Origin of the sequence: Microbacterium sp. No. 7 (assembly GCF_001314225.1) — a bacterium.
Taxonomy (GTDB): domain Bacteria; phylum Actinomycetota; class Actinomycetes; order Actinomycetales; family Microbacteriaceae; genus Microbacterium.
Genome location: NZ_CP012697.1, coordinates 2,271,938 through 2,292,999 on the forward strand (window position 1 = coordinate 2,271,938; position 21,062 = coordinate 2,292,999).

18 protein-coding genes are annotated in these 21,062 nt (G+C 72.0%); 5 read left to right on the forward strand and 13 right to left on the reverse strand.

Annotated elements, in window-relative coordinates; translation table 11 throughout:
* Positions 1-13: 13 nt before the first annotated feature.
* Positions 14-703 (reverse strand): tRNA (guanosine(37)-N1)-methyltransferase TrmD, encoded by a 690-nt coding sequence (gene trmD / locus AOA12_RS10445; protein ID WP_054682518.1) that lies wholly within the window; start codon positions 701-703, stop codon positions 14-16.
* A gap of 162 nt (positions 704-865) precedes the next feature.
* Between trmD and AOA12_RS10450 the strand changes: the two genes are divergently transcribed.
* The gene (locus AOA12_RS10450; RefSeq protein ID WP_054682519.1) at positions 866-2,287 is read left to right on the forward strand and encodes an MFS transporter; all 1,422 of its coding nucleotides are present in this window, start codon (positions 866-868) and stop codon (positions 2,285-2,287) included.
* A 60-nt stretch (positions 2,288-2,347) separates the two neighbouring features.
* Here the strand turns inward: AOA12_RS10450 and AOA12_RS10455 are convergent, their stop codons facing one another.
* The 4 genes from AOA12_RS10455 to rpsP all read right to left on the reverse strand — a co-directional run bounded on the left by AOA12_RS10455 (position 2,348) and on the right by rpsP (position 7,825).
* A complete protein-coding gene (locus AOA12_RS10455) occupies positions 2,348-6,463 on the reverse strand; it encodes a bifunctional nitrate reductase/sulfite reductase flavoprotein subunit alpha (protein WP_054682520.1) in 4,116 nt (1,371 codons plus the stop codon).
* A gap of 109 nt (positions 6,464-6,572) precedes the next feature.
* Positions 6,573-7,172, reverse strand: coding sequence for a ribosome maturation factor RimM (gene rimM, locus AOA12_RS10460; protein ID WP_054682521.1), 600 nt, complete (start codon positions 7,170-7,172; stop codon positions 6,573-6,575).
* A gap of 1 nt (position 7,173) precedes the next feature.
* Positions 7,174-7,404: an RNA-binding protein gene (locus AOA12_RS10465; RefSeq protein ID WP_054682522.1), complete on the reverse strand. Its 231-nt coding sequence runs from the start codon at positions 7,402-7,404 to the stop codon at positions 7,174-7,176.
* Positions 7,405-7,408: 4 nt separating this feature from the next.
* Positions 7,409-7,825, reverse strand: a complete 417-nt coding sequence (gene rpsP / locus AOA12_RS10470) for a 30S ribosomal protein S16 (RefSeq protein WP_054682523.1) — start codon at positions 7,823-7,825, stop codon at positions 7,409-7,411.
* Positions 7,826-8,011: 186 nt separating this feature from the next.
* Here rpsP and AOA12_RS10475 point away from each other — a divergent pair, with 186 nt between their 5' ends.
* Entirely contained in the window at positions 8,012-9,175 is a 1,164-nt protein-coding gene (locus tag AOA12_RS10475; protein ID WP_054682524.1) for a glutamate--cysteine ligase, read from the forward strand.
* Between the two features lie 46 nt (positions 9,176-9,221).
* Here the strand turns inward: AOA12_RS10475 and ffh are convergent, their stop codons facing one another.
* Positions 9,222-10,778 carry a signal recognition particle protein gene (ffh, locus tag AOA12_RS10480; protein ID WP_054682525.1) on the reverse strand — a complete coding sequence of 519 codons (1,557 nt, stop codon included), beginning with the start codon at positions 10,776-10,778 and terminating at the stop codon, positions 9,222-9,224.
* A gap of 65 nt (positions 10,779-10,843) precedes the next feature.
* Positions 10,844-11,419 (reverse strand): TetR/AcrR family transcriptional regulator, encoded by a 576-nt coding sequence (locus AOA12_RS10485; protein WP_054682526.1) that lies wholly within the window; start codon positions 11,417-11,419, stop codon positions 10,844-10,846.
* Between the two features lie 150 nt (positions 11,420-11,569).
* Between AOA12_RS10485 and lipB the strand changes: the two genes are divergently transcribed.
* The 3 genes from lipB (at position 11,570) to AOA12_RS10500 (ending at position 14,076) form a co-directional block, all read left to right on the forward strand.
* Positions 11,570-12,271, forward strand: coding sequence for a lipoyl(octanoyl) transferase LipB (gene lipB, locus AOA12_RS10490; protein ID WP_082406150.1), 702 nt, complete (start codon positions 11,570-11,572; stop codon positions 12,269-12,271).
* Positions 12,268-13,299, forward strand: a complete 1,032-nt coding sequence (gene lipA, locus AOA12_RS10495) for a lipoyl synthase (RefSeq protein ID WP_054682528.1) — start codon at positions 12,268-12,270, stop codon at positions 13,297-13,299. Before lipB ends, lipA begins: the two co-directional genes overlap by 4 nt.
* A gap of 75 nt (positions 13,300-13,374) precedes the next feature.
* Positions 13,375-14,076 carry a hypothetical protein gene (locus tag AOA12_RS10500; RefSeq protein ID WP_054682529.1) on the forward strand — a complete coding sequence of 234 codons (702 nt, stop codon included), beginning with the start codon at positions 13,375-13,377 and terminating at the stop codon, positions 14,074-14,076.
* Positions 14,077-14,605: 529 nt separating this feature from the next.
* On the opposite strand, the gene AOA12_RS10505 is transcribed toward AOA12_RS10500, so the two are convergent.
* The 6 genes from AOA12_RS10505 to AOA12_RS10530 all read right to left on the reverse strand — a co-directional run bounded on the left by AOA12_RS10505 (position 14,606) and on the right by AOA12_RS10530 (position 20,984).
* On the reverse strand, positions 14,606-15,364 hold the full coding sequence (locus tag AOA12_RS10505; protein WP_054682530.1) for a YebC/PmpR family DNA-binding transcriptional regulator: 759 nt from the start codon (positions 15,362-15,364) through the stop codon (positions 14,606-14,608).
* A gap of 119 nt (positions 15,365-15,483) precedes the next feature.
* Positions 15,484-16,134, reverse strand: coding sequence for a pyridoxal 5'-phosphate synthase glutaminase subunit PdxT (gene pdxT / locus AOA12_RS10510; RefSeq protein ID WP_231637225.1), 651 nt, complete (start codon positions 16,132-16,134; stop codon positions 15,484-15,486).
* A 147-nt stretch (positions 16,135-16,281) separates the two neighbouring features.
* Positions 16,282-17,379 (reverse strand): threonine aldolase family protein, encoded by a 1,098-nt coding sequence (locus tag AOA12_RS10515; RefSeq protein ID WP_054682531.1) that lies wholly within the window; start codon positions 17,377-17,379, stop codon positions 16,282-16,284.
* A gap of 59 nt (positions 17,380-17,438) precedes the next feature.
* Complete coding sequence (locus tag AOA12_RS10520) at positions 17,439-18,230, reverse strand: ABC transporter ATP-binding protein (protein WP_054682532.1); 792 nt, start codon at positions 18,228-18,230, stop codon at positions 17,439-17,441.
* Positions 18,227-19,957, reverse strand: a complete 1,731-nt coding sequence (locus tag AOA12_RS10525) for a dipeptide/oligopeptide/nickel ABC transporter permease/ATP-binding protein (RefSeq protein WP_082406154.1) — start codon at positions 19,955-19,957, stop codon at positions 18,227-18,229. The genes AOA12_RS10520 and AOA12_RS10525 overlap by 4 nt, the downstream gene beginning before the upstream one ends.
* Positions 19,950-20,984 (reverse strand): ABC transporter permease, encoded by a 1,035-nt coding sequence (locus tag AOA12_RS10530; RefSeq protein ID WP_231637226.1) that lies wholly within the window; start codon positions 20,982-20,984, stop codon positions 19,950-19,952. Before AOA12_RS10530 ends, AOA12_RS10525 begins: the two co-directional genes overlap by 8 nt.
* Positions 20,985-21,062: the final 78 nt, after the last annotated feature.

Here is a 21,062-nt window from a genome sequence, read left to right on the forward strand (position 1 = left end):
ACCGCGCCGGCGGTCACTCCGGCAGGAGGTCGGGGCGTCGCTCCCGGGTGCGCTGCACCTGCTGCTCGTGACGCCACGCGGCGACGCGGCCGTGGTGGCCGCTCAGCAGCACCTCGGGCACGTCGTGGCCGCGCCACGTCGCGGGCTTCGTGTACGAGGGATACTCCAGCAGGCCGTCCTCGTGCGACTCCTCGACGAGGCTGTCGGGATTGCCCACGACGCCGGGGACGAGCCTGCCGATCGCCTCGATCATCGCCATGCTCGCGACCTCGCCGCCGTTGAGCACGTAGTCGCCGAGGCTGAGGAGCCGCACCTCGCCGAGCGTCGCGGCGTACGAGAACACGCGTTCGTCGATGCCCTCGTACCGGCCGCAGCCGAAGACGAGATGGGAGCGCTGCGACAGCTCGCGCGCCGTCGCCTGCGTGAACCGCTCCCCCGCGGGCGACGGGAAGACGAAGACGGGCGGGGCCGTAGCGTCGGCGACGATCCCGTCGAGCGCGAGACCCCAGGGCTCGGGCTTCATCACCATCCCGGCGCCGCCGCCGTACGGCGTGTCGTCCACGGTGCGGTGGCGGTCGGTGGCGTGGTCGCGCAGGTCGTGGACGCGGACGTCGAGCAGGCCCTTGCCGCGGGCCTTGCCCAGCAGGGAGACCTCGAGCACGTCGAAGAACGCCGGGAAGATCGTGACGACGTCGATGCGCATGCGCTCGAGTGTAGGCACTCCCGCGTGTTTCGCCCGTGTGTCGCGGCACTCACCGCGCGCCCCGCACGAGGGTGATCGAGCCGTGACCGAGGTGCAATGCGGGCCTCGCGTCGCGGAAACACGGCATCCCTAGCGTGAGATCACCGTCACTGAGGAGATCCCATGTCCCCCACCGCAACGACGTCGGCACCCCAGGCCGCCGACGCCCCGCTCGTCTCCGCGCGCACGACGATCGTGCGCCGCCCCGGCCGCTGGATCGACGGCTGGGACCCCGAGGACGCCGGCTTCTGGGAGGCCGAGGGCCGTGCCGTCGCCCGCCGCAACCTCGGCTGGTCGATCTTCGCCGAGTTCCTCGGCTTCATCGTCTGGCAGCTGTGGAGCATCGTCGTCGTCATGCTGCCCGCGGCGGGCTTCACGCTGTCGAGCTCGGAGATGTTCTGGCTCATCTCGGTGCCGAGCCTCGTCGGCGCGACGCTGCGCTTCCCCTACACCTTCATGGTCGCGATCGTCGGCGGCCGCAACTGGACGATCATCTCCGCCGCCCTGCTGCTGATCCCGGCCGTGCTGCTGGGCGTCGTCGTCTCCGACCCCGAGACGCCCTTCGGCGTGCTGCTGCTCGTCGCGGCGCTCGGCGGCGTCGGCGGCGGCAACTTCGCCAGCTCGATGGCGAACATCACCTACTTCTTCCCGCAGCGCGAGAAGGGCTGGGCGCTGGGGCTCAACGCGGCCGGCGGCAACCTCGGCACGTCGATCGCGCAGTTCACGGTGCCGATCGTCGTCACGATCGGCGCGGGCGCGGCACTGAACCTGCCGCTCGCCGGCTGGATGTGGGTGCCGCTCATCCTCGTCGCGATGTGGGGCGCGTGGCGGTACATGGACAACCTCTCGTCGGCCAAGGCCGACTTCGCGGGCTCGATCGCGGCCCTGCGCGAGCCGCACCTCTGGCTCGTGTCGCTGCTGTACATCGGCACCTTCGGCTCCTTCATCGGGTTCGCGAGCGTCTTCCCCAAGCTCATCGCCGATCAGTTCCCGGAGTTCTCCACGTTCCAGGTCGGCCAGGCCGCCGTGTCGCTCGCGTTCCTCGGTGCACTCGTGGGCTCGCTCGCCCGCCCGTACGGCGGCAGGCTCGCCGACCGGCTCGGGGGCGCCCGCATCACGGTCGCGGCCTTCGCCGCGATGGCCGCCGGCGCCCTCGCGCTCGTCGCGACGATGCCGCTGCGCAGCTTCTGGGTCTTCCTGCTCTGCTTCCTCGCGCTGTTCGCCGCCACCGGCATGGGCAACGGATCGACCTACCGCATGATCCCGAGCATCTTCACGGCGCGCGGCGCGGCGCAGGGCGCCTACCCGGGCACGCCCGAGGGGCTGCGCGTGCAGCGCAAGGCCGCGGCCGCGCTCGGCATCGTCTCCGGCATCGGGGCCTACGGCGGCTTCGTCATCCCGCAGGTGCTCAACGCGTCGCAGCTCGCGACGGGCGAGTACACGTCGGCGTTCCTCGGCTTCGTGATCGCGTACCTCGTGCTCATGGTGATCACCGTGTTCGCCTACATGATCCCGCGCAACGCGCTCGGGCGTCAGCGGATCTGACCGCATGCACGGCGGAGGGCGGGCCGCACCACCCGGTGCGACCCGCCCTCCGCCGTGCGCTCAGTAGACGTCGCGGCCGTAGCGACCGGCGGCCGACAGCTGCTTCCTGTACTCCGCGGCGGCGTCCTCGGAGAGCCCGCCGTGCCGGCGGATGATGTCGAGCAGCGCGGCGTCGACGTCTCTGGCCATGCGCGCGGCATCCCCGCACACGTACACGTGCGCCCCCGCGTCGAGCCAGCGCCACAGCTGGGCGCCGTGCTCGAGCATCCGGTCCTGCACGTACAGCTTCTGCCGCTGGTCGCGCGAGAAGGCGAGATCGAGACGCGTGAGGAACCCGTCGTCGCGCATGGCGAGGAGCTCGTCGCGGTAGTAGAAGTCGGTCGCCTCGTGCTGCTCGCCGAAGAAGAGCCAGTTCCTGCCCGTGTGGCCGTCGGCGCGCCGGTCGTGCAGGAAGCCCCGGAACGGAGCGACGCCCGTGCCGGGCCCGATCATGATCATGTCGGCGGCGCCGTCGGCCGGAGGACGGAAGTGCGGCGACCTCTGCAGGAAGAGCGGCGCCATGGCGGCGTTGTCGGCCAGGAAGGTCGAGCAGACCCCGCCGCGCGCGCGATCGCGTTCGGTGCGGTAGCGCACCACCGAGACCGTGAGCTGCACCTCGTCGGGGTCGGTCTTGGGGCTCGACGAGATCGAGTACTGCCGCGGCTGCAGACGCCGCAGCACCCCGACCCATTCCTCGGCGGTCGCGCGCGCGGGGAACTCGTGCAGCACGTCGATCGCCTGCATGCACCACAGGAACTGCTCCAGGCGCTCGGCGTTCTCGCGTCTCAGCAGCGTCGCGAGGCGGCCGTCGCCGCTGCGCTCTGCGACGAGGGCCAGCAGCTCGGGCGTGACGCGCGCCACGTCGAGCCTGGTGCGCAGCGCGTGGGCGAAGGTGTGCTCCTGTCCGTCGACCTCAACGACCGTGCGGGGCGCGCAGCCGGTCGCCTCGATCCACTCGGCCACGACCGCGTCGCCGTTGACGCAGACGACGCCGAGGGCGTCGCCGGCCTCGTAGCTCGCGCCCGTGTCGGTGAGGTCGAAGCCGAACTGACGCACCTCCTTCTGCGAGCCGGCCCCGCTGAGCAGCGTGTTGGTCACCAGGGGCGCCGTGATCGGGTTGGCGCGCGTGAACAGCTTCCTGGTGGCCGGCGCCGACGGTGCCGCGGGGGCCGCCCCGGCCTCGGGCGAGAGAGCACGCACGACGCCGTCGAGCCACGCCGCGGCGGCGTCCTCGAAATCCGGCTCGCAGTCGGCACGGTCGTGCAGGCGCACGGCGCCCAACGCCGCGAGCCGCTCGTCGACGCTGCGGCCGTGCCCGCAGAAGTCGTCGTAGCTCGAGTCGCCGAGCGCCAGCACCGAGTAGCGCAGACCCGACAGGTCGGGAGCACCGTCGGCGCTCAGCTCGCCCCACAGGTCGCTGCCGTTGTCGGGCGGGCCGCCGTCGCCGAACGTCGACGTGATCACCAGCAGGCGCTCGGCGCCGGCCAGCTCGGCGGCACGCGCCTCGCCCATGCTCACCAGACGCGGACGGAGGCCGCGCGCCTCGAGCGTCGCCGCCGCCTGCGCCGCGGCCTCCTCGGCGTTGCCGGTCTGCGAGCCCCAGAGCACCACGACCTCGTCGCCCCGCGCCGCGTCGTCGCCCGGCTGATCCGGCACGGCGCCCAGCGCGGCACGCGCGTAGGTTCCCGCGAGCAGGCCGTCGAACCAGGCGCGCTGCGATGGGCCCAGCGGCGCGGAGACGGGCACGACGGGCGCCGTCCCCGGAGCCGGCGGTGCGAGCTCGAGCGCGGAGACGAACGCGGAGACGTAGGCGCGCTCCTGCTCCGACAGCGGGGGCGCGGTCTGCATCGTCTGCACGCCGCCGGCCGCGAGCACCGCACGGATGCCGGGACCGGACGGCGCGGCGTCCTCCTTCGCGGACCCGGCTCCGGCGGCGGGCCCGACGCGGTGCAGCGACACCGCCGCGTACTTGAACTCGGGCTGCAGCGAGAGCTCGTCGACCGCGTCGCTCGTGACCGCGTTGACCGCGAGGTCCGTCCCGTGCTCGTCGTTCCAGTGGAACGGCGCGAACAGGTTTCCCGGTCGCACGCGGTCGGTGACGACGGCGCGCACCACGAACCGTCCGCGCCGGGACGCCACCTCGACCAGGTCGCCCTCGCCGATGCCCTGCGCCTCGGCATCCGCCGGATGCACCTCCACGAACGGGTCGCCCGTGAGCCTCGTCAGCTTCTCGACGCGACCCGTCTTCGTCATGGTGTGCCACTGGTGCTGCAGACGGCCGGTGTTGAGCACCCAGGGGAAGTCGTCGTCGGGCATCTCGGCCGGGTCGATGTGCGGCCGCGCGAAGAACTGCGCCTTGCGCGACGGCGTCGCGAACGCGAGACGCGGCGTCGTCCCGTCGGCGTCGGCGTGCGGCGTCTGGCTGACCCCGTCGTTGAGGTAGCGGATCGGATGCCGGCCCTCCGCGTCGCCGGGCGGGCAGGGCCACTGCACGGGCCCCTCGCGCAGGCGATCGTAGGTGACGCCCCGCACGTCCCAGCCGGTCTGCGGGTTCCAGAACCGGCGGATCTCGTCGAAGACCTCCTCGCTGGACGAGAAGGCGAAGCCCTCGCGGTATCCCATCGCCTGGGCCACGCGGCAGATGGTGAGCCAGTCGGGCTGCGCGTCGCCGGGCGGATCGCTCGCGCGCTGCACGAGCGTGAGGGTGCGGTCGCTGTTGACCGTCACGCCGTCGGACTCGACCCAGAGGGTCGCGGGCAGCAGGATGTCGGCGTACGCGTTCGTCGCGGTGTCGGCGTAGACGTCCTGCACGACGACGAGCTCGGCGGCCTGCAGCGCCGCGATCACGCGGCTCCGGTTCGCGACGGATGCCACGGGATTGGTGCAGATGATCCACGCCGCCTTGATGGAGCCCTCGGCCATCCGGCGGTACATGTCGATCGTGCCCGTGCCCGCCTCGGCGCGGATCGTTCCGGGCTCGAGCCCCCAGATCGCCTCCGTGAACGCGCGGTCGTCCGCGCTGAACACGGCGCGCTGGCCGGGCAGTCCCGGGCCCATGTAGCCCATCTCGCGCCCGCCCATCGCGTTCGGCTGACCGGTGAGCGAGAAGGGCCCGCTGCCCGGCCGGCAGATCGCGCCGGTGGCGAGATGCAGGTTGCAGATCGCGTTCGTGCTCCAGGTGCCGTGCGTCGACTGGTTGAGGCCCATCGTCCACAGCGTCATCCACTCGCCGGCCTCGCCGATCCAGCGCGCGGCGGTGCGGATGTCGTCCTCGTCGAGGCCGGTGAGCGCGGCGACGCGCGCGGGCGGATGGTCCGCGAGGAACGCGGGCATCGCATCCCAGCCCTCTGTGTGCGCCGCGATGAAGGCCGCGTCGATGTCGCCGTTCTCGACGAGGAGGTGCAGCAGCCCGTTCAGCAGCGCCAGGTCGGTTCCCGGCGCGATCGGCAGGTAGAGGTCGGCGCGGTCGGCGGTCGCCGTGCGCCGAGGATCGACGACGATGAGTCGCGCGCCCTGCTTCAGCCGGTCGGCCATGCGCAGGAACAGGATCGGATGGCAGTCGGCCATGTTCGATCCGATGACGAAGAACAGGTCGGCCCGGTCGAGGTCCTCGTACGATCCGGGCGGCCCGTCGGCGCCGAGCGACTGCTTGTACCCCGCGCCCGCCGACGCCATGCAGAGCCGCGAGTTCGACTCGATGTGCAGACCGCGCAGGTACCCCTTGACGAGCTTGTTCGAGAGGTACTGCGCCTCCATCGACATCTGGCCCGACACGTAGACGGCGACCGCGTCGGGTCCGTGCGCGTCGACGATCGCGCGCAGTCGCGCGCCGGCCTGCGCGACGGCGTCGTCCCAGGGCGTCGGCGCGGGCTCGCCGCCGCGCTCGGCGCGCACCAGCGCGGTCGCCATGCGCCCGGGGGCGCGCATGAGCTCGGCGTGCGTCGCGCCCTTCGTGCACAGCCGTCCCGCGTTCGTCGGGTGCTGCTTGTCGCCGACCGTCCTGGCGACGACGCGGCGGTCCCCCTCGACGGTCGCCGTGACGGCGATGCCGCAGCCGACGCCGCAGTAGGAGCAGACGGTGCGCGTCGTCGCCGACGCGGATGCCGCCGGCGGTGAGGACGTCGCGGGTGCTGCCACCCTCCGATCATCGGAGGTGCGCGTTCCGCGGCCTTTCCGGCGGGGTTACCCGCAGGTCACATCATCCTCAAACGACCGATCGGCCGCTGTGAGGTCGGGCTCCGGCGCCTCAGGACGCCGCGGGCTCGTCGCCCCCGGCGGGCGCGGCCTCGGGCTCATCGGCCGGCAGGTCCTCGAACAGGCCGGCGGGCGGCGTGACGACGACACGGCCGCCGGCCACGTCGACCTCGGGGACGATCGCCTTGACGAACGGCACGAGCACCTCGCGGTCGTCGCCCGTGCGGACGATGAGCAGGTCCTGGGCGGGCAGGTGGTCGACGCGCACGACGCGCCCCACGACCTCGCCCTCGCGGACGACCTCCAGGCCCGTGAGCTGGTTGTCGTACCAGGCGTCGTCCTCGTCGGGCTCCGCCACGTCCTGGTCGATCCACAGGATGGCGCGCACGATCGACTCCGCCGCGGTGCGGTCGTCGATGCCCTCGAGGAAGACGACGGCGTGGGAGTTCATCCACTTGAACTCGCGCACCGTCACCGTCTTGCCGTGCCACGGCGACGACTCGGGCACCTGCAGCGTGAACACCGCCCCGGGCACGAACCGGCCGTCGGGATCGTCGGTGTAGAGCTCGAGCTTGAGCGCGCCCTTCAGACCGTGCGCCTTCACGAGACGGCCCACGCGCAGCTGCGTACGAGCCGGTCTGGATGCCGTCATCTCAGTCATCCGCGACATCGACGCGCACCCGCTGACCGTCGGCCAGGGCGGACACCACCGTGCGCAGGGCTTTCGCCGTGCGGCCGCCGCGCCCGATCACCCGGCCCCGGTCGTCGGGGTGCACGCGCACCTCGAGCACTTCGCCGCGGGGCGACGAGGAGGAACGGATGACGACGTCGTCGGGGTGATCGACGATCCCCTTGACGACGTGTTCGAGCGCGGCGGTCAGCAACGGATTACTCGGCGTCGGCCGCGGCCTCGTCGGCAGCGGGCTCTTCGGCGACCGGCTCTTCGGCCTTCTTCTCGGCCTTGGGCCTGATGACCGACTTCTTCGACGCGTCGACGGCGAACTCGGCGCGGCCCTCGGCGACCTGCACCGTCGAGACGGCGTTCTTGTCGCCCTTGAACTTGCCCCAGTCGCCCGTGAGCTTGAGGATCGCGGTGACCTGCTCGGTGGGCTGGGCGCCGACCGACAGCCAGTACTGCGCACGCGCCGAGTCGACCTCGATGAACGAGGGGTTCTCGGTGGGGTGGTACTTGCCGATCTCCTCGATCACGCGGCCGTCGCGCTTGGTGCGCGAGTCGGCGACGACGATGCGGTAGTAGGGCGCCCGGATCTTGCCCAGGCGCTTGAGACGAATCTTGACAGCCACGATTCTCCTGAATGGTGTGTGTAAGCGAACGAACGTCGCCTGGAGCGTGGGGTGCACACCCGGCGGAAGCTCAATGGTCGGACCGACGAACCGGATAGAGGGTCGGGTACGTGATCCAGCGTTCTATTTTGCCAGATCGTGACGCATGCTGCGAACCCGACCGGACCGGCGTGTCAGACTGTGCCGGTGACGATCACTTTCGCCTCCTCCGAGCGCTCGACCGTGGGCATCGAGTGGGAGCTCATGCTCGCCGATCGCGACACCGGCGACCTCGTTCCCCGCGCCCCCGAGTTCCTGCCGGCGCTGAAGGAGGCGACGGCGCTGGAGCGCTACACGATCACGGGCGAGCTGCTCACGAACACGATCGAGGTCACGAGCGGCGTCGGCGACACGGTCGCCGCCGCGGTCGACGACATCGCCGACGCGATCGCCTCCGTGCGCACGGTGACCAACCCGCTCGAGATCGAGCTGCTGTGCGCGGGAAGCCATCCCTTCGCGCAGTGGTACCGCCAGCAGGTGACCGACAAGACCCGCTATCACAAGCTCATCGAGCGCACCCAGTGGTGGGGGCGCAACATGATGATCTGGGGCATCCACGTGCACGTCGGCGTCGAGGACGTGAACAAGGTCTTCCCGCTGATCGGCGCGCTCTCGGTCTATCTTCCGCACCTGCAGGCGCTGTCGGCGTCCAGCCCGTTCTGGGCGGGCGAGCGCACGGGCTACGCGTCGAACCGCTCGCTCGTCTTCCAGCAGCTGCCGACCGCGGGACTGCCGTGGCCGCTCACCGACTGGTCGCAGTTCGAGGGCTACCTCGACGACATGGTGCGCACGGGCGTGATGGAGGACGCGACCGAGGTGCGCTGGGACATCCGCCCCGCGCCGCGCTGGGGCACGATCGAGGTGCGCGCGTGCGACGGCATGTCGACCCTCCCCGAGCTGGCCGCCGTCGCCGCGCTCGTGCAGGTGCTCACCGAGCACTTCTCGCGCGAGCTCGACGAGGGGCGCCCGGTGCCGAGCATCCCGCCCTGGTTCGTGCGCGAGAACAAGTGGCGTGCGGCCCGCTACGGGCTCGACGCGCGCGTCATCGTGGACGCCGCCGGCACGCAGCGCCCCGTCGTGGATCATCTGCTCGAGACGATCGAGCAGATCGCGCCGATCGCCGAGGAGCTGCACTGCGCCCGCGAGTTCGCGGGCCTGCGCACGATCGTCGCGCAGGGCGCGAGCTACGCCCGCCAGGTGCTCGTGGCCGAGGCCGCGCAGGGCGACCTGCACGAGGTCGTGCGGCACCTCATCCGCGAGTTCCGCGCCGGCCCCACGCTGCGCGAGCACCTCGCGAGCCTGGGGCACTGACCCGGCGCGACGGACGCGGCCCCGGACCGGCGCTCGCCGGGCGGGCTCAGCCCTTGCCGAAGAGCTTCTGGATCTCGGCGAGATCGGCCTCGCTCGGCTGCGCCGACGCCCCGCCGAGCCCGAAGCCCGAGCCGGTCGGCGCCGACGCGGCGGCCGCCGCGATGCCCGCGTTCTCGGCCGCGCGCTTCGCGGGGTTGCCCGAGCGCGAGCCCGACTGCTTCGCCTTCTTGTTGCCCCGCTTGGCCGACGCGCCGGGACGGCCGCCGACGGGGCCGACGCCGGGGATGTTCGGCACGCCGCCGCGCGCGACCGTCTTCATCATCTTCGCCGCCTGGTCGAAGCGCTGCACCAGCTGGTTGACGTCGGTGACGGTCATGCCCGAGCCGCGCGCGATGCGCAGGCGCCGCGAGCCGTTGAGGATCTTGGGGTTGCGCCGCTCCGCCGGGGTCATCGAGCGGATGATCGCCTCGGTGCGGTCGATCTCGCGGTCGTCGAAGTTGTCGAGCTGCTCCTTCATCTGCCCCATGCCGGGCAGCATGCTGAGCATCTTCTTCATCGAGCCCATCTTCTTCATCTGCTGAAGCTGGTCGAGGAAGTCTTCGAGGGTGAACTGCTCCTTCGCGAGCTTCTCGGCGACCTTGCGCGCCTCGTCCTCGTCGAAGGCCTGCTGGGCCTGCTCGATGAGCGTGAGGATGTCGCCGAGGTCGAGGATGCGGCTCGCCATGCGGTCGGGGTGGAACGCCTCGAGGTCGTCGAGGCCCTCGCCCGTCGAGGCGAAGATGATGGGACGGCCGGTGACGGAGGCGACCGACAGCGCGGCGCCGCCGCGGGCGTCGCCGTCGAGCTTGGACAGCACCACGCCGGTGAAGTCGACGCCCTCGAGGAACGCCTTCGCCGTGTTCACGGCATCCTGTCCGATCATCGCGTCGATGACGAACAGCACCTCGTCAGGGTCGGTCGCACGACGGATGTCGGCGGCCTGCTGCATGAGCTCCGCGTCGACGCCGAGGCGGCCCGCGGTGTCGATGACGACGACGTCGTGCAGGTGGCGGCGCGCGTGCTCGACGCCGTCGCGCGCGACGCGCACGGGGTCTCCGACGCCGTTGCCCGGCTCGGGCGCGTAGATCGCCGCGCCGGCCTGCTGCGCGACGACCTGCAGCTGGTTCACGGCGTTCGGGCGCTGCAGGTCGCACGCGACGAGCAGCGGCGTGTGGCCGTCCTTCTCCAGTTGCTTGGCGAGCTTGCCGGCGAACGTGGTCTTGCCCGACCCCTGCAGACCCGCGAGCATGATGACCGTCGGCGGGTTCTTCGCGAACTGCAGGCGACGCTGCTCGCCGCCGAGGATCGCGACGAGCTCCTCGTTGACGATCTGCACGACCTGCTGGGCGGGGTTGAGCGCGCGATTGACCTCGTCGCCGAGCGCCCGCTCGCGCACCTTCGCCGTGAACTCCTTCACGACGGCCAGCGCGACGTCGGCGTCCAGCAGCGCGCGCCGGATCTCGCGCACCGTGCCGTCGACGTCGGCGGGCGTGAGCTTGCCCTTGGTGCGCAGATTGCGGAAGGTCTCGGTGAGCCGGTCGGAGAGTGTGCCGAAAGTCGCCATGATCCCCCGATTCTACGCGGCGACGGCGGCTCGCCGCCGATGCCGCACGACGAGCGCCGCGGACGTCAGCGGCGCAGGGTCGCCGCGGCGGCGTCCAGCGCCTCGTGCAGCACGGACGACAGCGGCGTGCGCCCGGCGCCGGCGCGCGCCCACGCCACGATCGCGGCGAGCACCGCGCCGCCGTGCGCGGCGCCCGCGACGTCGGCGCGGAGCACGTTCACGCCCGCGCGGCGCAGCCGCGCCGCGACCGCTGCCGCGACCCGCACGCTGCGCACGGCGGCCTCGCGCTGCAGCTCATCGCCCAGGCCCATGGCCTCGGCGTTGACGAGCGCAAGCGCGAGGCTGTCGGGAGCGAAGTCCTCGCCGAGCGTGTCGAGCGCCGCGCGCACGGCGTCGGCGGCATCCGCGCCGTCGTCGGCCTCGAGCCGCGCGCGCAGCGCCGCGATGCGCTCGTCGAGGCCCGCCCACAGCACGTCGGCCTTCGAGGAGAAGTAGTTGAAGAAGCTCGAGCGGCTCACGCCGGCGCGCTGCGTGATGTCCGCGACGGTCGTCTGCTCGTAGCCCTGCTCGAGGAACAGCTCGCAGGCCGCCTCGGCGAGCGTCTCGCGCGACGACGCGCGCGGCCGGCCGGTGCTGCTCATGACGCCAGCGTACCCAGCGCGGCTGTGCACGACTCAGGAGAACCGGATGCCAGGGCCGGCATCCGCCCGGTCGCGCGCGACTCTTCCTGAGAACTGCACGCGGTGTGTGACGCCGGCGACCATTCGGCGTATTGTTGGACGCAGTCCAAAATGCCGTCGCGGGCGAGACCGCAGACAAGACGATCCCGCAGACAAGGAGATCCCGTGCTCGATGTGCAGACGGTCGGCCTCGCGCCGCACTATGTCCCCTATCACGACGCCTGGGCGCTGCAGCGCGAGGTGCACGCCGGCGTCGTCGCCGGCACCCGGCCCGACACGCTGCTGCTCGTCGAGCACGAGCCCGTCTACACCGCGGGCGCCCGCACGCTGCAGCGCGAGCACCCCGACGACGGCACTCCTGTCGTGAAGGTGGACCGTGGCGGCAAGATCACGTGGCACGGCCCCGGTCAGCTGGTCGGCTATCCGATCGTGCGCCTCCCCGAGCCCCTCGACGTCGTGGCGCACGTGCGCCACCTCGAGGAGGTGCTCATCGGCGTGCTCGGCGCGTACGGCGTCGACGGCTACCGCGTCGAGGGCCGCAGCGGCGTCTGGGTGCGGCGGCCGCTCTCGGAGGACAAGATCGCCGCGATCGGCGTGCGCGTGCAGCGCGGCGTCACGATGCACGGCTTCGCGCTCAACTGCGACAACGCGCTCGCGCCGTTCTCGCACATCGTGCCGTGCGGCATCTCGGATGCCGGGGTCACGACGCTGAGCGAGGTGATCGGCGCGCACGTCTCCCCCGCCGAGGTCGCCGACGCCGTCGCCGACGCGTTCCGCGCCGCCCGCCGCGTCGCCGAGGAGGTCGCGGCATGAGCGCCTGCGGAGCGGGCGACGCATCGCAGAGCACACCGGGAACGGCGCCGGGCGGGCGCAAGCTGCTGCGCCTCGAGGTGCGCAACGCCCAGACGCCGATCGAGCGCAAGCCCGAGTGGATCAAGACCAAGGCACGCCTCGGACCCGAGTACAAGGCGCTGCAGACCCTCGTGAAGACCGAGGAGCTGCACACCGTCTGCCAGGAGGCCGGCTGCCCCAACATCTACGAGTGCTGGGAGGACCGCGAGGCGACGTTCCTCATCGGCGGCTCGCAGTGCACGCGTCGCTGCGACTTCTGCCAGATCGACACGGGAAAGCCCGCCGACTACGACATCGACGAGCCGCGACGCGTGGCCGAGAGCGTGCAGCGGATGCAGCTGCGCTACGCGACGGTCACGTGCGTCGCCCGCGACGACCTGCCCGACGGCGGATCGTGGCTCAACGCCGAGACGGTGCGGAAGATCCACGAGCTGAACCCGAACACGGGCGTCGAGCTGCTCGCGACCGACTTCAACGGCGAGCCGGCGCTGCTGGGCGAGGTGTTCGACGCGCGACCCGAGGTGTTCGCGCACAACGTCGAGACGGTGCCCCGCATCTTCAAGCGCATCCGTCCCGCGTTCCGCTACGAGCGCTCCCTCGACGTCATCTCCCAGGCGCGGGATGCCGGTCTCATCACCAAGTCGAACCTCATCCTCGGCATGGGCGAGGAGCCCGAGGAGGTCGTGCAGGCGCTCGGCGACCTGCGCGGCGCCGGCTGCGACATCGTCACGATCACGCAGTACCTGCGCCCGACGCCGCGGCACCTGCCCGTGGCGCGGTGGGTCAAGCCCGCGGAGTTCGTGGAGTTCAAGGAGGAGGCCGAGCGCATCGGCTTCCTCGGGGTCCTGGCCGGTCCCCTCGTGCGGTCGTCGTACCGCGCGGGGCGCCTGTGGGCGCAGTCGATGCTCTCCAAGGGGCGCGAGGTGCCCCCGGCGCTCGCGCACCTCGCGGAGGACGCGCAGCGCGAGGGCTTCCTGCAGGCGGTGTGACGCCGCACCGCCCGGCGGCGGCGCGCGTAACGTAGAAGCGGGAGCCGGCCACGATCCGGCCCGGAAGGAAGCCCCGTGCCCGCACAGAACGTCCCGTCGCCCGACGTCACGCCCGTACGCTCCGTGGCCGACCTCGAGCGCGTCTACGACGAGATCCTGGCGCCGAGCTTTCCCGTGACCGAGCTCGTCGCCCGCGACGTCTTCGTGGCCGAGGCGCGGGACGATCGTCTCGACGTCCTCGCCGCGCGCACGGACAGCGGCCTCGCGGGCGCGATCGTCGGCTCGCGTCACGGCGCGGCCGTGCTCGTCGTGTGGCTGGCGGTCGGCGGCGTCACCCGCGGCGCCGGCACGGGCTCGGCTCTCGTCGCCGCGGGGCTCTCCCGCTGGCTCGCCCGGCCCGGCGTGCAGATCGTGCTCGCGGAGATCGAGCGTCCCGACCTGTTTCCGGCGCACCCCGACCACGGCGACCCGGCGCGCCGCCTCGCGTTCTATGCGAGGCGCGGGGCGGGCGCGCTCGCGATGCCCTACTACCAGCCGCCCGTCGCGGACGGGATGCCCCGTGTGCACGGTCTGCTGCTGTCCGTGCTGGGCGCGGCGGTGTCCGCGCCGCTGCCGCGCACGCTGACCCTCGACGAGACCGCCGCCGTGCGGACGTTTCTCGTCGAGACGATGGGAGAGCACGACGACGCCGAGACGCGCGCCGTGTACGCCGCGCTCGATGACCCGGCCGGCCTGCGGCTCGTCCCGCTCGCCGACTACCCGCGCGTGCCGCGCTAGGAGCCCTGGGGCCGCGGTTCAACGTCTCGGAGCATGACACGGGTTTCGATCCGCCGCCTCCGGCGGCTACTCAACCAGCGGCAGCAACAGCCCCCGACCAGCCACCCGAGCCACACTCCACACCCCGCTGATCGAGTGCCCGCGGCGCAGCCGCGGGCGTATCGAGATCCCTCCCACGGACCATGACACGGGTTTCGATACGCCGCCTCCGGCGGCTACTCAACCAGCGGCAACAACCGCCGCCAACCAGCCACCCGAGCCACCCCGCACCACACCCCGCTGATCGAGTGCCCGCGGCACAGCCGCGGGCGTATCGAGATCCCTCCCACGAACCATGACACGGGTTTCGATACGCCGCCTCCGGCGGCTACTCAACCAGCGGAGACGACAGCCACCGACCAGTGGGGTGAGGCTCGCCCCAGACTCCGCTGATCGAGTGCCCGCGGCGCAGCCGTGGGCGTATCGAGATCCGTGTCGTCGACCGCTGCACCGAGCATCGATGCGTCCGCCCGCGACCGGCAGGGCGGGTTCAGTCGTCGGCTTCGAGCTCCGCCTGCACCTCGGGGGTGAGGTCGAAGTTGCTGAAGACGTTCTGCACGTCGTCGCTGTCCTCGAGGGCGTCGATGAGGCGGAACACCTTGCGGGCGGTGTCGGCGTCGACCTCCACCTTCAGGTTCGGCACGAACTCGACGTCGGCCGACTCGTACTCGATGCCGGCGTCCTGCAGCGCGCTGCGCACGGTCACGAGATCGGTCGCCTCCGTGATGACCTCGAAGCCCTGCGCGTGCGGCTCGACCTCTTCGGCGCCCGCCTCGAGCACCGCCATCATGACGTCGTCCTCGGTCGTGCCCTCGCCCGACACGACGATGACGCCCTTGCGGGTGAAGTTGTACGCGACGCTGCCGGGGTCGGCGAGGCTGCCGCCGTTGCGCGAGAGGGCGGTGCGCACCTCCGCCGCGGCGCGGTTCTTGTTGTCCGTCAGACACTCGATCATGAGGGCGACGCCGTTGGGCCCGTACCCCTCGTACATGATCGACGAGTACTCGACCGACTCGCCGCCGATGCCCGCGCCGCGCTTGATCGCCCGGTCGATGTTGTCCTTCGGGACCGACGTCTTCTTCGCCTTCAGCACGGCGTCGAACAGCGTCGGGTTGCCCTGCAGGTCGGGGCCGCCCAGCTTCGCGGCGACCTCGATGTTCTTGATGAGCTTGGCCCACGACTTCGCGCGACGCGCGTCGATGACGGCCTTCTTGTGCTTGGTCGTGGCCCACTTGGAGTGACCGGACATACGGGCTTCCTTCCTGGCGGGGACGTCTCGTCGACCCGCGGCTGACGACGGCGCGCAGGCACTGGCACGCGCCCGCGCAACGCTCCATTCTAAACGTGCGCCCCGCGCGGGGTGCGCGCCTACGCGGCCGCGGCGCCGACTCGCTGCCGCACGGCGTCCAGGAACAGCGCGTGGAACCGGGTCTCCCCGGCCACCTCGGGGTGGAACGACGTGCCGAGCAGGCCGCCCTGGCGCACCGCGACGATGCGCCCGTCCGACAGCCGCGCGAGCACCTCGACGCCGGCGCCGGCCTCGCGCACGACGGGCGCCCGGATGAACGTCGCGGGCACCGGCGCGGAGCCGAGCGCGGGCACGTCGAGCTCCGTCTCGAACGACTCGATCTGACCGCCGAACGCGTTGCGCTGCACCGCGATGTCGAGCCCGCCGAAGCTCTCCTGCCCTTCGATGCCGTCCACGATGCGGTCGGCGAGCATGATGAGACCGGCGCACGTGCCGTACACCGGGAGGCCCGACGCGATCGCGGCCCGGATCGGTGCCTGCAGGCCGAACGACCGGGAGAGCTTGTCGATCACGCTCGACTCGCCGCCGGGGATCACGAGACCCTCGACGGATGCCAGCTCCTCGGCGCGCCGCACGCGCACGACGTCGGCGCCGAGCTGCGCGAGCACGCGCTCGTGCTCGCGCACGTCGCCCTGCAGGGCGAGGACGCCGACCCTCGGACGCGTCGCGTCGACGCCGTGATCTCCCTCGCCGGACGCGGTCAGGCTCACCCGGGCACCTCTTCTCTCTGCTTCTTCTCTCCGCCGATGCGCACCGGTGACGGCCGGGACCCGGACGACATCCTCCTCGTTCCGAGCGCGCGAGTCGATTCGCATGTCAGCCTATGTCAGTCACGCCGCGCGGCCCGCGCGCCTCCATCAGGCTCCCCGGGTCAGGCGCCCGATCTCGGCGACGAAGGCGTCGACGTCGTCCTCGGTCGTGTCGAAGCTGCACATCCAGCGCACCTCCCGGTGCTCGGCACGCCAGTCGTAGAACCGGAACGTCGCGCGCAGCGGGTCGGCGACGCCCTCGGGCAGCGTCGCGAAGACGCCGTTGGCCTGCGTGGGCTGGGTGAAGGCGACTCCGCGGATCGAGCCGTCGGCGAGTCCGGCCTCGACGGCGCCGCGGAGCCGCGCGGCCATCGCGTTCGCGTGCCGGGCGTTGCGCAGCCACAGGTCGCCCTCCAGCAGCGCGAGCAGCTGCGCCGAGACGAAGCGCATCTTCGACGCGAGCTGCATCGCGTACTTGCGCGCGTAGACGAGCCCCTCCCCGACCTCGGGGCCCAGCACCAGGATGGCCTCGCTCAGCATCGCGCCGTTCTTCGTGCCGCCGAAGCTCAGCACGTCGACGCCGGCATCGGTCGTGAGGGCGCGGAGCGGCACGTCGAGCGCCGCGGCGGCGTTCGCGAGCCGCGAGCCGTCCATGTGCAGGCGCATGCCGCGCTCGTGCGCGTGATCGGCGAGGGCGCGGATCTCTGCGGGCGTGTAGACCGTGCCCAGCTCGGTGGACTGCGAGATCGACACCACGAGCGGCTGCGCGCGATGCTCGTCGCCCCAGCCCCATGCCTCGCGGTCGACCAGCTCGGGGGTGAGCTTGCCGTCGTCCGCGAGCACCGGCAGCAGCTTCATGCCGCCCACGCGCTCGGGCGCCCCGCCCTCGTCGAGGTTCACGTGGGCGGTGGATGCCGTGATCACCGCGCCCCAGCGCGGCAGCATGGACTGGAGTCCGACGACGTTCGCCCCCGTGCCGTTGAACACGGGGAACGCCTCTGCCGCGTCGCCGAAGTGGTCGCGGAACACCTCCTGCAGTCGTGCGGTGTAGACATCGGCGCCGTATGCCTTCTGATGTCCGCCGTTCGCCTGCGCGATCGCGGCGAGCACCTCGGGATGGATGCCGGCGTTGTTGTCGGAGGCGAAGCCGCGCACGGCCGGATCGTGCCGCGTGGCTCCGGGGCGGGCGGGGGACGCATCGTGCATGGGGGCTCGCTTTCTGTCGGGGGTTCCATCCTGCCGGGCGCGACCACGCGCGCGGACGCTCACGCCAGCGAGAAGCCGGGCGCTCCGGGCACGGAGTCGAGGAGCCGGCGGGTGTACTCGTGCCGTGGATCGTTGAAGACGCTCTCGACCGGGCCCGTCTCGACCACGCGTCCGCTGAGCATCACGACGACGTCGTCGCACACCTCCTGCGCGACCGCGAGGTTGTGGGTGATGAAGAGCATGGAGTGCTCCCGCCGGCCGCGGAGCTCCTGGAGCAGGCGCACGACCTCGGCCTGCACCGAGACGTCGAGCGCCGACGTGATCTCGTCGGCGACGATGAGCCGTGGCTGCACGAGCAGCGCCCGCGCGATCGCGATCCGCTGGCGCTGGCCGCCGGAGAACTCGTGCGGGTACTTCCCGGCGTCGGACGCCGTCATCCACATCGCCTCCAGCATCCGCTCGACCTCCTCGCGGTGCCGTCGGAAGTCGGCCCTCGACGGGTCGATGGCCTCGGCGAGCGTCTGCCCGACGCGCCGGCGCGGGTTCAGCGAGGAGTAGGGGTCCTGCGGGACGTACTGCACCTCGCGGAAGAGGCGCCGGCGTTCCCGACCGCGCAGCCGGGAGATGTCGTGGCCGGCCACGACGAGGCTCCCCGACGAGATCCGGTTCATCCCGACGATCGCCTTCGCCAGCGTGGACTTGCCGGAGCCCGACTCGCCGACGAGGCCGACCGTGCGTCCCACGGGGATGCCGAGCGTCACGTCCTTGAGCACGTGGGCGGCGCCGAAGTGCAGCTGCACGTCGCGGCACGACACGATGTGCGCGGCGTCGCCGCGGTCGTCACCGGTCATCGCGTTCCCTCCTCTCCCGTGTGCCCGCCGGTATGCACGTCCGTGCGCGCACCGGCCGGCGCGGCCGACAGCGTGAGCCGCGGCACGGCGTCCAGCAGGGTCCTGGTGTACGGATGCCGGACGTCCCGGCGCCGGATGTCGCCGGGCGTGAGCTCCTCGACGACCCGGCCCGCACGCATCACGAGCACGCGATCGCACAGCTCCTGCACCACTCCGATGTCGTGGGAGATGAAGAGGATCGCCGTGCCGTGCTCCGCGCGGAGGCGGGCGAACTGACGCAGCACCTCCACCTGCACGGTGACGTCGAGCGCCGTGGTCGGCTCGTCGGCGATCAGCAGCGCCGGCTGCGTGACGAGCGCCGCGGCGATCATGGCGCGCTGGCGCTGCCCGCCGGAGAGCTCGTGCGGGTACTGGCGCATGCGCCGCGCAGGCTCGGTGATCCCGACCTTCTCGAGCGCGTCGATCATGACGGCGCGCGCCCTCGTGCGCGACCAGCCCCGGTGCACGCGCATCACCTCGGTGAGCTGCGTGCCCATCCGCAGCGACGGGCTGAAGGTCGTGCCCGGGTCCTGGTAGATGATGCTGATCGTCTCGGCCAGCGTCGTGGCCGACGGCGTTCCGAGCATGTTCAGCTCGGCGACGCGGAGGGTGTCGGCCGAGATGCTCAGGTCGTCGGCCGCGAGACCGGCGACCGACATCGCCGTGAGCGACTTGCCGGATCCCGACTCGCCCACGATGCCGAGGATCTCGCCGCGGTCGATGTGCAGGTCGATGCCGTGCACCAGATCGACCGGCCCCTCTCCCCCGCGACCTGCGATGCGCAGGTCGCTCACGCGCACGAGCGCCTCGTCCCCGGGAGCGGGGCGGCTGACCGGGCTCGGATCGGGCTTGCGCGGCGTCCAGCTCCGCGCGGCCTGCGGGTTCGCGCCCGCGGCGAGGCCGTCGCCGACGAACATCGCGGCGATGGAGATGAGCACGATCATCACCGCCGGCCCGGCGGCCTCGATGGGCTGCGTGTACAGCGCGTCCAGGCTGTCGTTGAGCAGCGAGCCGAGGTCGTACGCGGGCGGCTGCACGCCGAGGCCGACGAACGACAGCGCCGAGATCTCGACGAGGGTGGCGGCGAAGACCGTCGCCGACAGGATCAGCAGCGGCTCCGCCATGGACGGGATCATGTGCCGCGTGGCCAGGTGCCGGGGCGAGACCCCGAGGAACCGTGCGGTGCGGAAGTAGTCGCTGTGCGAGACGCGCTGGGCGAGGTTGGCGGTCACGCGCGCGAACCCCGGTATCCCCGCGACGCCCATCGCGATCACGGCGGTCGTCGCGCCCGGCAGCAGGATCGCGGCGATGATGAGCGCCGTGATCAGCGTGGGGTAGGCGACCGCGGTCTCCAGGATCCGCAGGCACCACTCGCGCACGTGCACCGGGGCGAGCCAGATCATGATGCCGGCGGCGATGCCGAAGCCCACGGAGATCGCGGAGGCGGCGAGCGTCATGACCAGCGTGAGGCGCGTGGCCACGAGAACCCGGGAGAGATTGTCCTGGCCGAAGACGTTCGTCCCCAGCCAGTGCTCCCGCGACAGCGGCAGGCCGCGGTTCTCGGTCAGCGTGTTCGCCGGCCCCGACACGAAGGCGGGGGCGACCACGGCGACCGCGACGACGATGAGCAGCAGTGCGGCCCCGATGATCAGGGCCGGGCCGAGAGCACGGCGGCGTCGTTCAGCCATGACGTTCCCCTCCGGTCAGATTGCGCGGGTCGACGGCCGCGAGGACGATGTCCACGAGGATGACGAGCAGGGTCGCCAGCAGCCCGAGGAGAAGGATGATCGCCCGGATCACCGGGTAGTCCCGCAAGAGGATGGCGTCGACGACGCCCTTGCCGAGGCCGGGCCAGCCGAAGACCGTCTCGATGACCACGGCGCCGCCGAGCATCCCCGCGAGGATCAGGCCCGACAGCGTCAGCGTCGTCGTGAGCAGGTTGGGCACGACGTAGCGGAGGTTCACGCGGAGCGGGCTGAGGCGCCAGCCGCGCGCGGTGCGCACGTAGTCCTGCTCCAGGATCGTGGCCGCCTCGCGGCGGACCACGCGGGAGATGACGCAGATCGGCCCGAGCATGATCGCGACGGTCGGGAGGACGAGCGAGCCCAGGGTCGCCGCGCCGCCCGAGGGGAACCAGCCGAGCCGGATGGCGAAGACGAAGATCAGCACCGTCGCGAGCACGTAGTTGGGCACCGCGAAGACGAGGCTCGTGAGGGCGTTGAAGACGTGGTCGAGCCAGCTGCGCCGTCCGCCCCGCGTCATCAGTGCCACGACGATGCCGGCCGGCACGCTGATGATCAGCGTCGCCGCGATGGCCAGGAGGGCGATCTCGCCCGTGAACGGCAGCCGGGAGAAGACCGCCGACGTCACGGAGGTGCCCGAGGCGAACGAGTGTCCCATGTCCAGGGTGAAGACGCCGACCAGGTACCGCCAGAACTGCACGGGCAGCGGCTGGTCGAGGCCGAGGGCCACGCGGGTCCGCTCGATCTGCTCCTGGGAGGCGCCCTCGCCGGCGGCCGCCACGGCGGGGTCGCCCGGCAGCAGCGGAACGATCAGGAACGTCACCACGAGGAGGATCGCCAGCGAGAGCAGCAGCCCGCCCGCCCGGCGCAGGAGGAACCGCGTCCACGGGTGACGGACGCGTCTCCCGGTGCGGGGCGGGGCTCCGTCCCCGGCCAGGCCGGAGACCGCTCCCGCGTTCACCGTCGCCATCATCGTCTGCTCTCTCCTTCTCGAGCGGGGCCTCGTCGCGTCGGGCGATCGGGTGGCGCCGCCCGCCGGGACGACGCCACC

Coding starts and splice junctions, on each gene's coding strand:
- trmD (WP_054682518.1), bottom strand. CDS start 703: ATGCGCATCGACGTCGTCACGATCTTCCCGGCGTTCTTCGACGTGCTC.
- lipB (WP_082406150.1), top strand. CDS start 11,570: ATGCCGTCGCGGGCGAGACCGCAGACAAGACGATCCCGCAGACAAGGA.
- ffh (WP_054682525.1), bottom strand. CDS start 10,778: ATGGCGACTTTCGGCACACTCTCCGACCGGCTCACCGAGACCTTCCGC.
- AOA12_RS10530 (WP_231637226.1), bottom strand. CDS start 20,984: ATGATGGCGACGGTGAACGCGGGAGCGGTCTCCGGCCTGGCCGGGGAC.
- lipA (WP_054682528.1), top strand. CDS start 12,268: ATGAGCGCCTGCGGAGCGGGCGACGCATCGCAGAGCACACCGGGAACG.
- rimM (WP_054682521.1), bottom strand. CDS start 7,172: ATGACGGCATCCAGACCGGCTCGTACGCAGCTGCGCGTGGGCCGTCTC.
- AOA12_RS10505 (WP_054682530.1), bottom strand. CDS start 15,364: ATGTCCGGTCACTCCAAGTGGGCCACGACCAAGCACAAGAAGGCCGTC.
- AOA12_RS10485 (WP_054682526.1), bottom strand. CDS start 11,419: ATGAGCAGCACCGGCCGGCCGCGCGCGTCGTCGCGCGAGACGCTCGCC.
- AOA12_RS10525 (WP_082406154.1), bottom strand. CDS start 19,957: ATGGCTGAACGACGCCGCCGTGCTCTCGGCCCGGCCCTGATCATCGGG.
- AOA12_RS10520 (WP_054682532.1), bottom strand. CDS start 18,230: ATGACCGGTGACGACCGCGGCGACGCCGCGCACATCGTGTCGTGCCGC.
- AOA12_RS10450 (WP_054682519.1), top strand. CDS start 866: ATGTCCCCCACCGCAACGACGTCGGCACCCCAGGCCGCCGACGCCCCG.
- AOA12_RS10515 (WP_054682531.1), bottom strand. CDS start 17,379: ATGCACGATGCGTCCCCCGCCCGCCCCGGAGCCACGCGGCACGATCCG.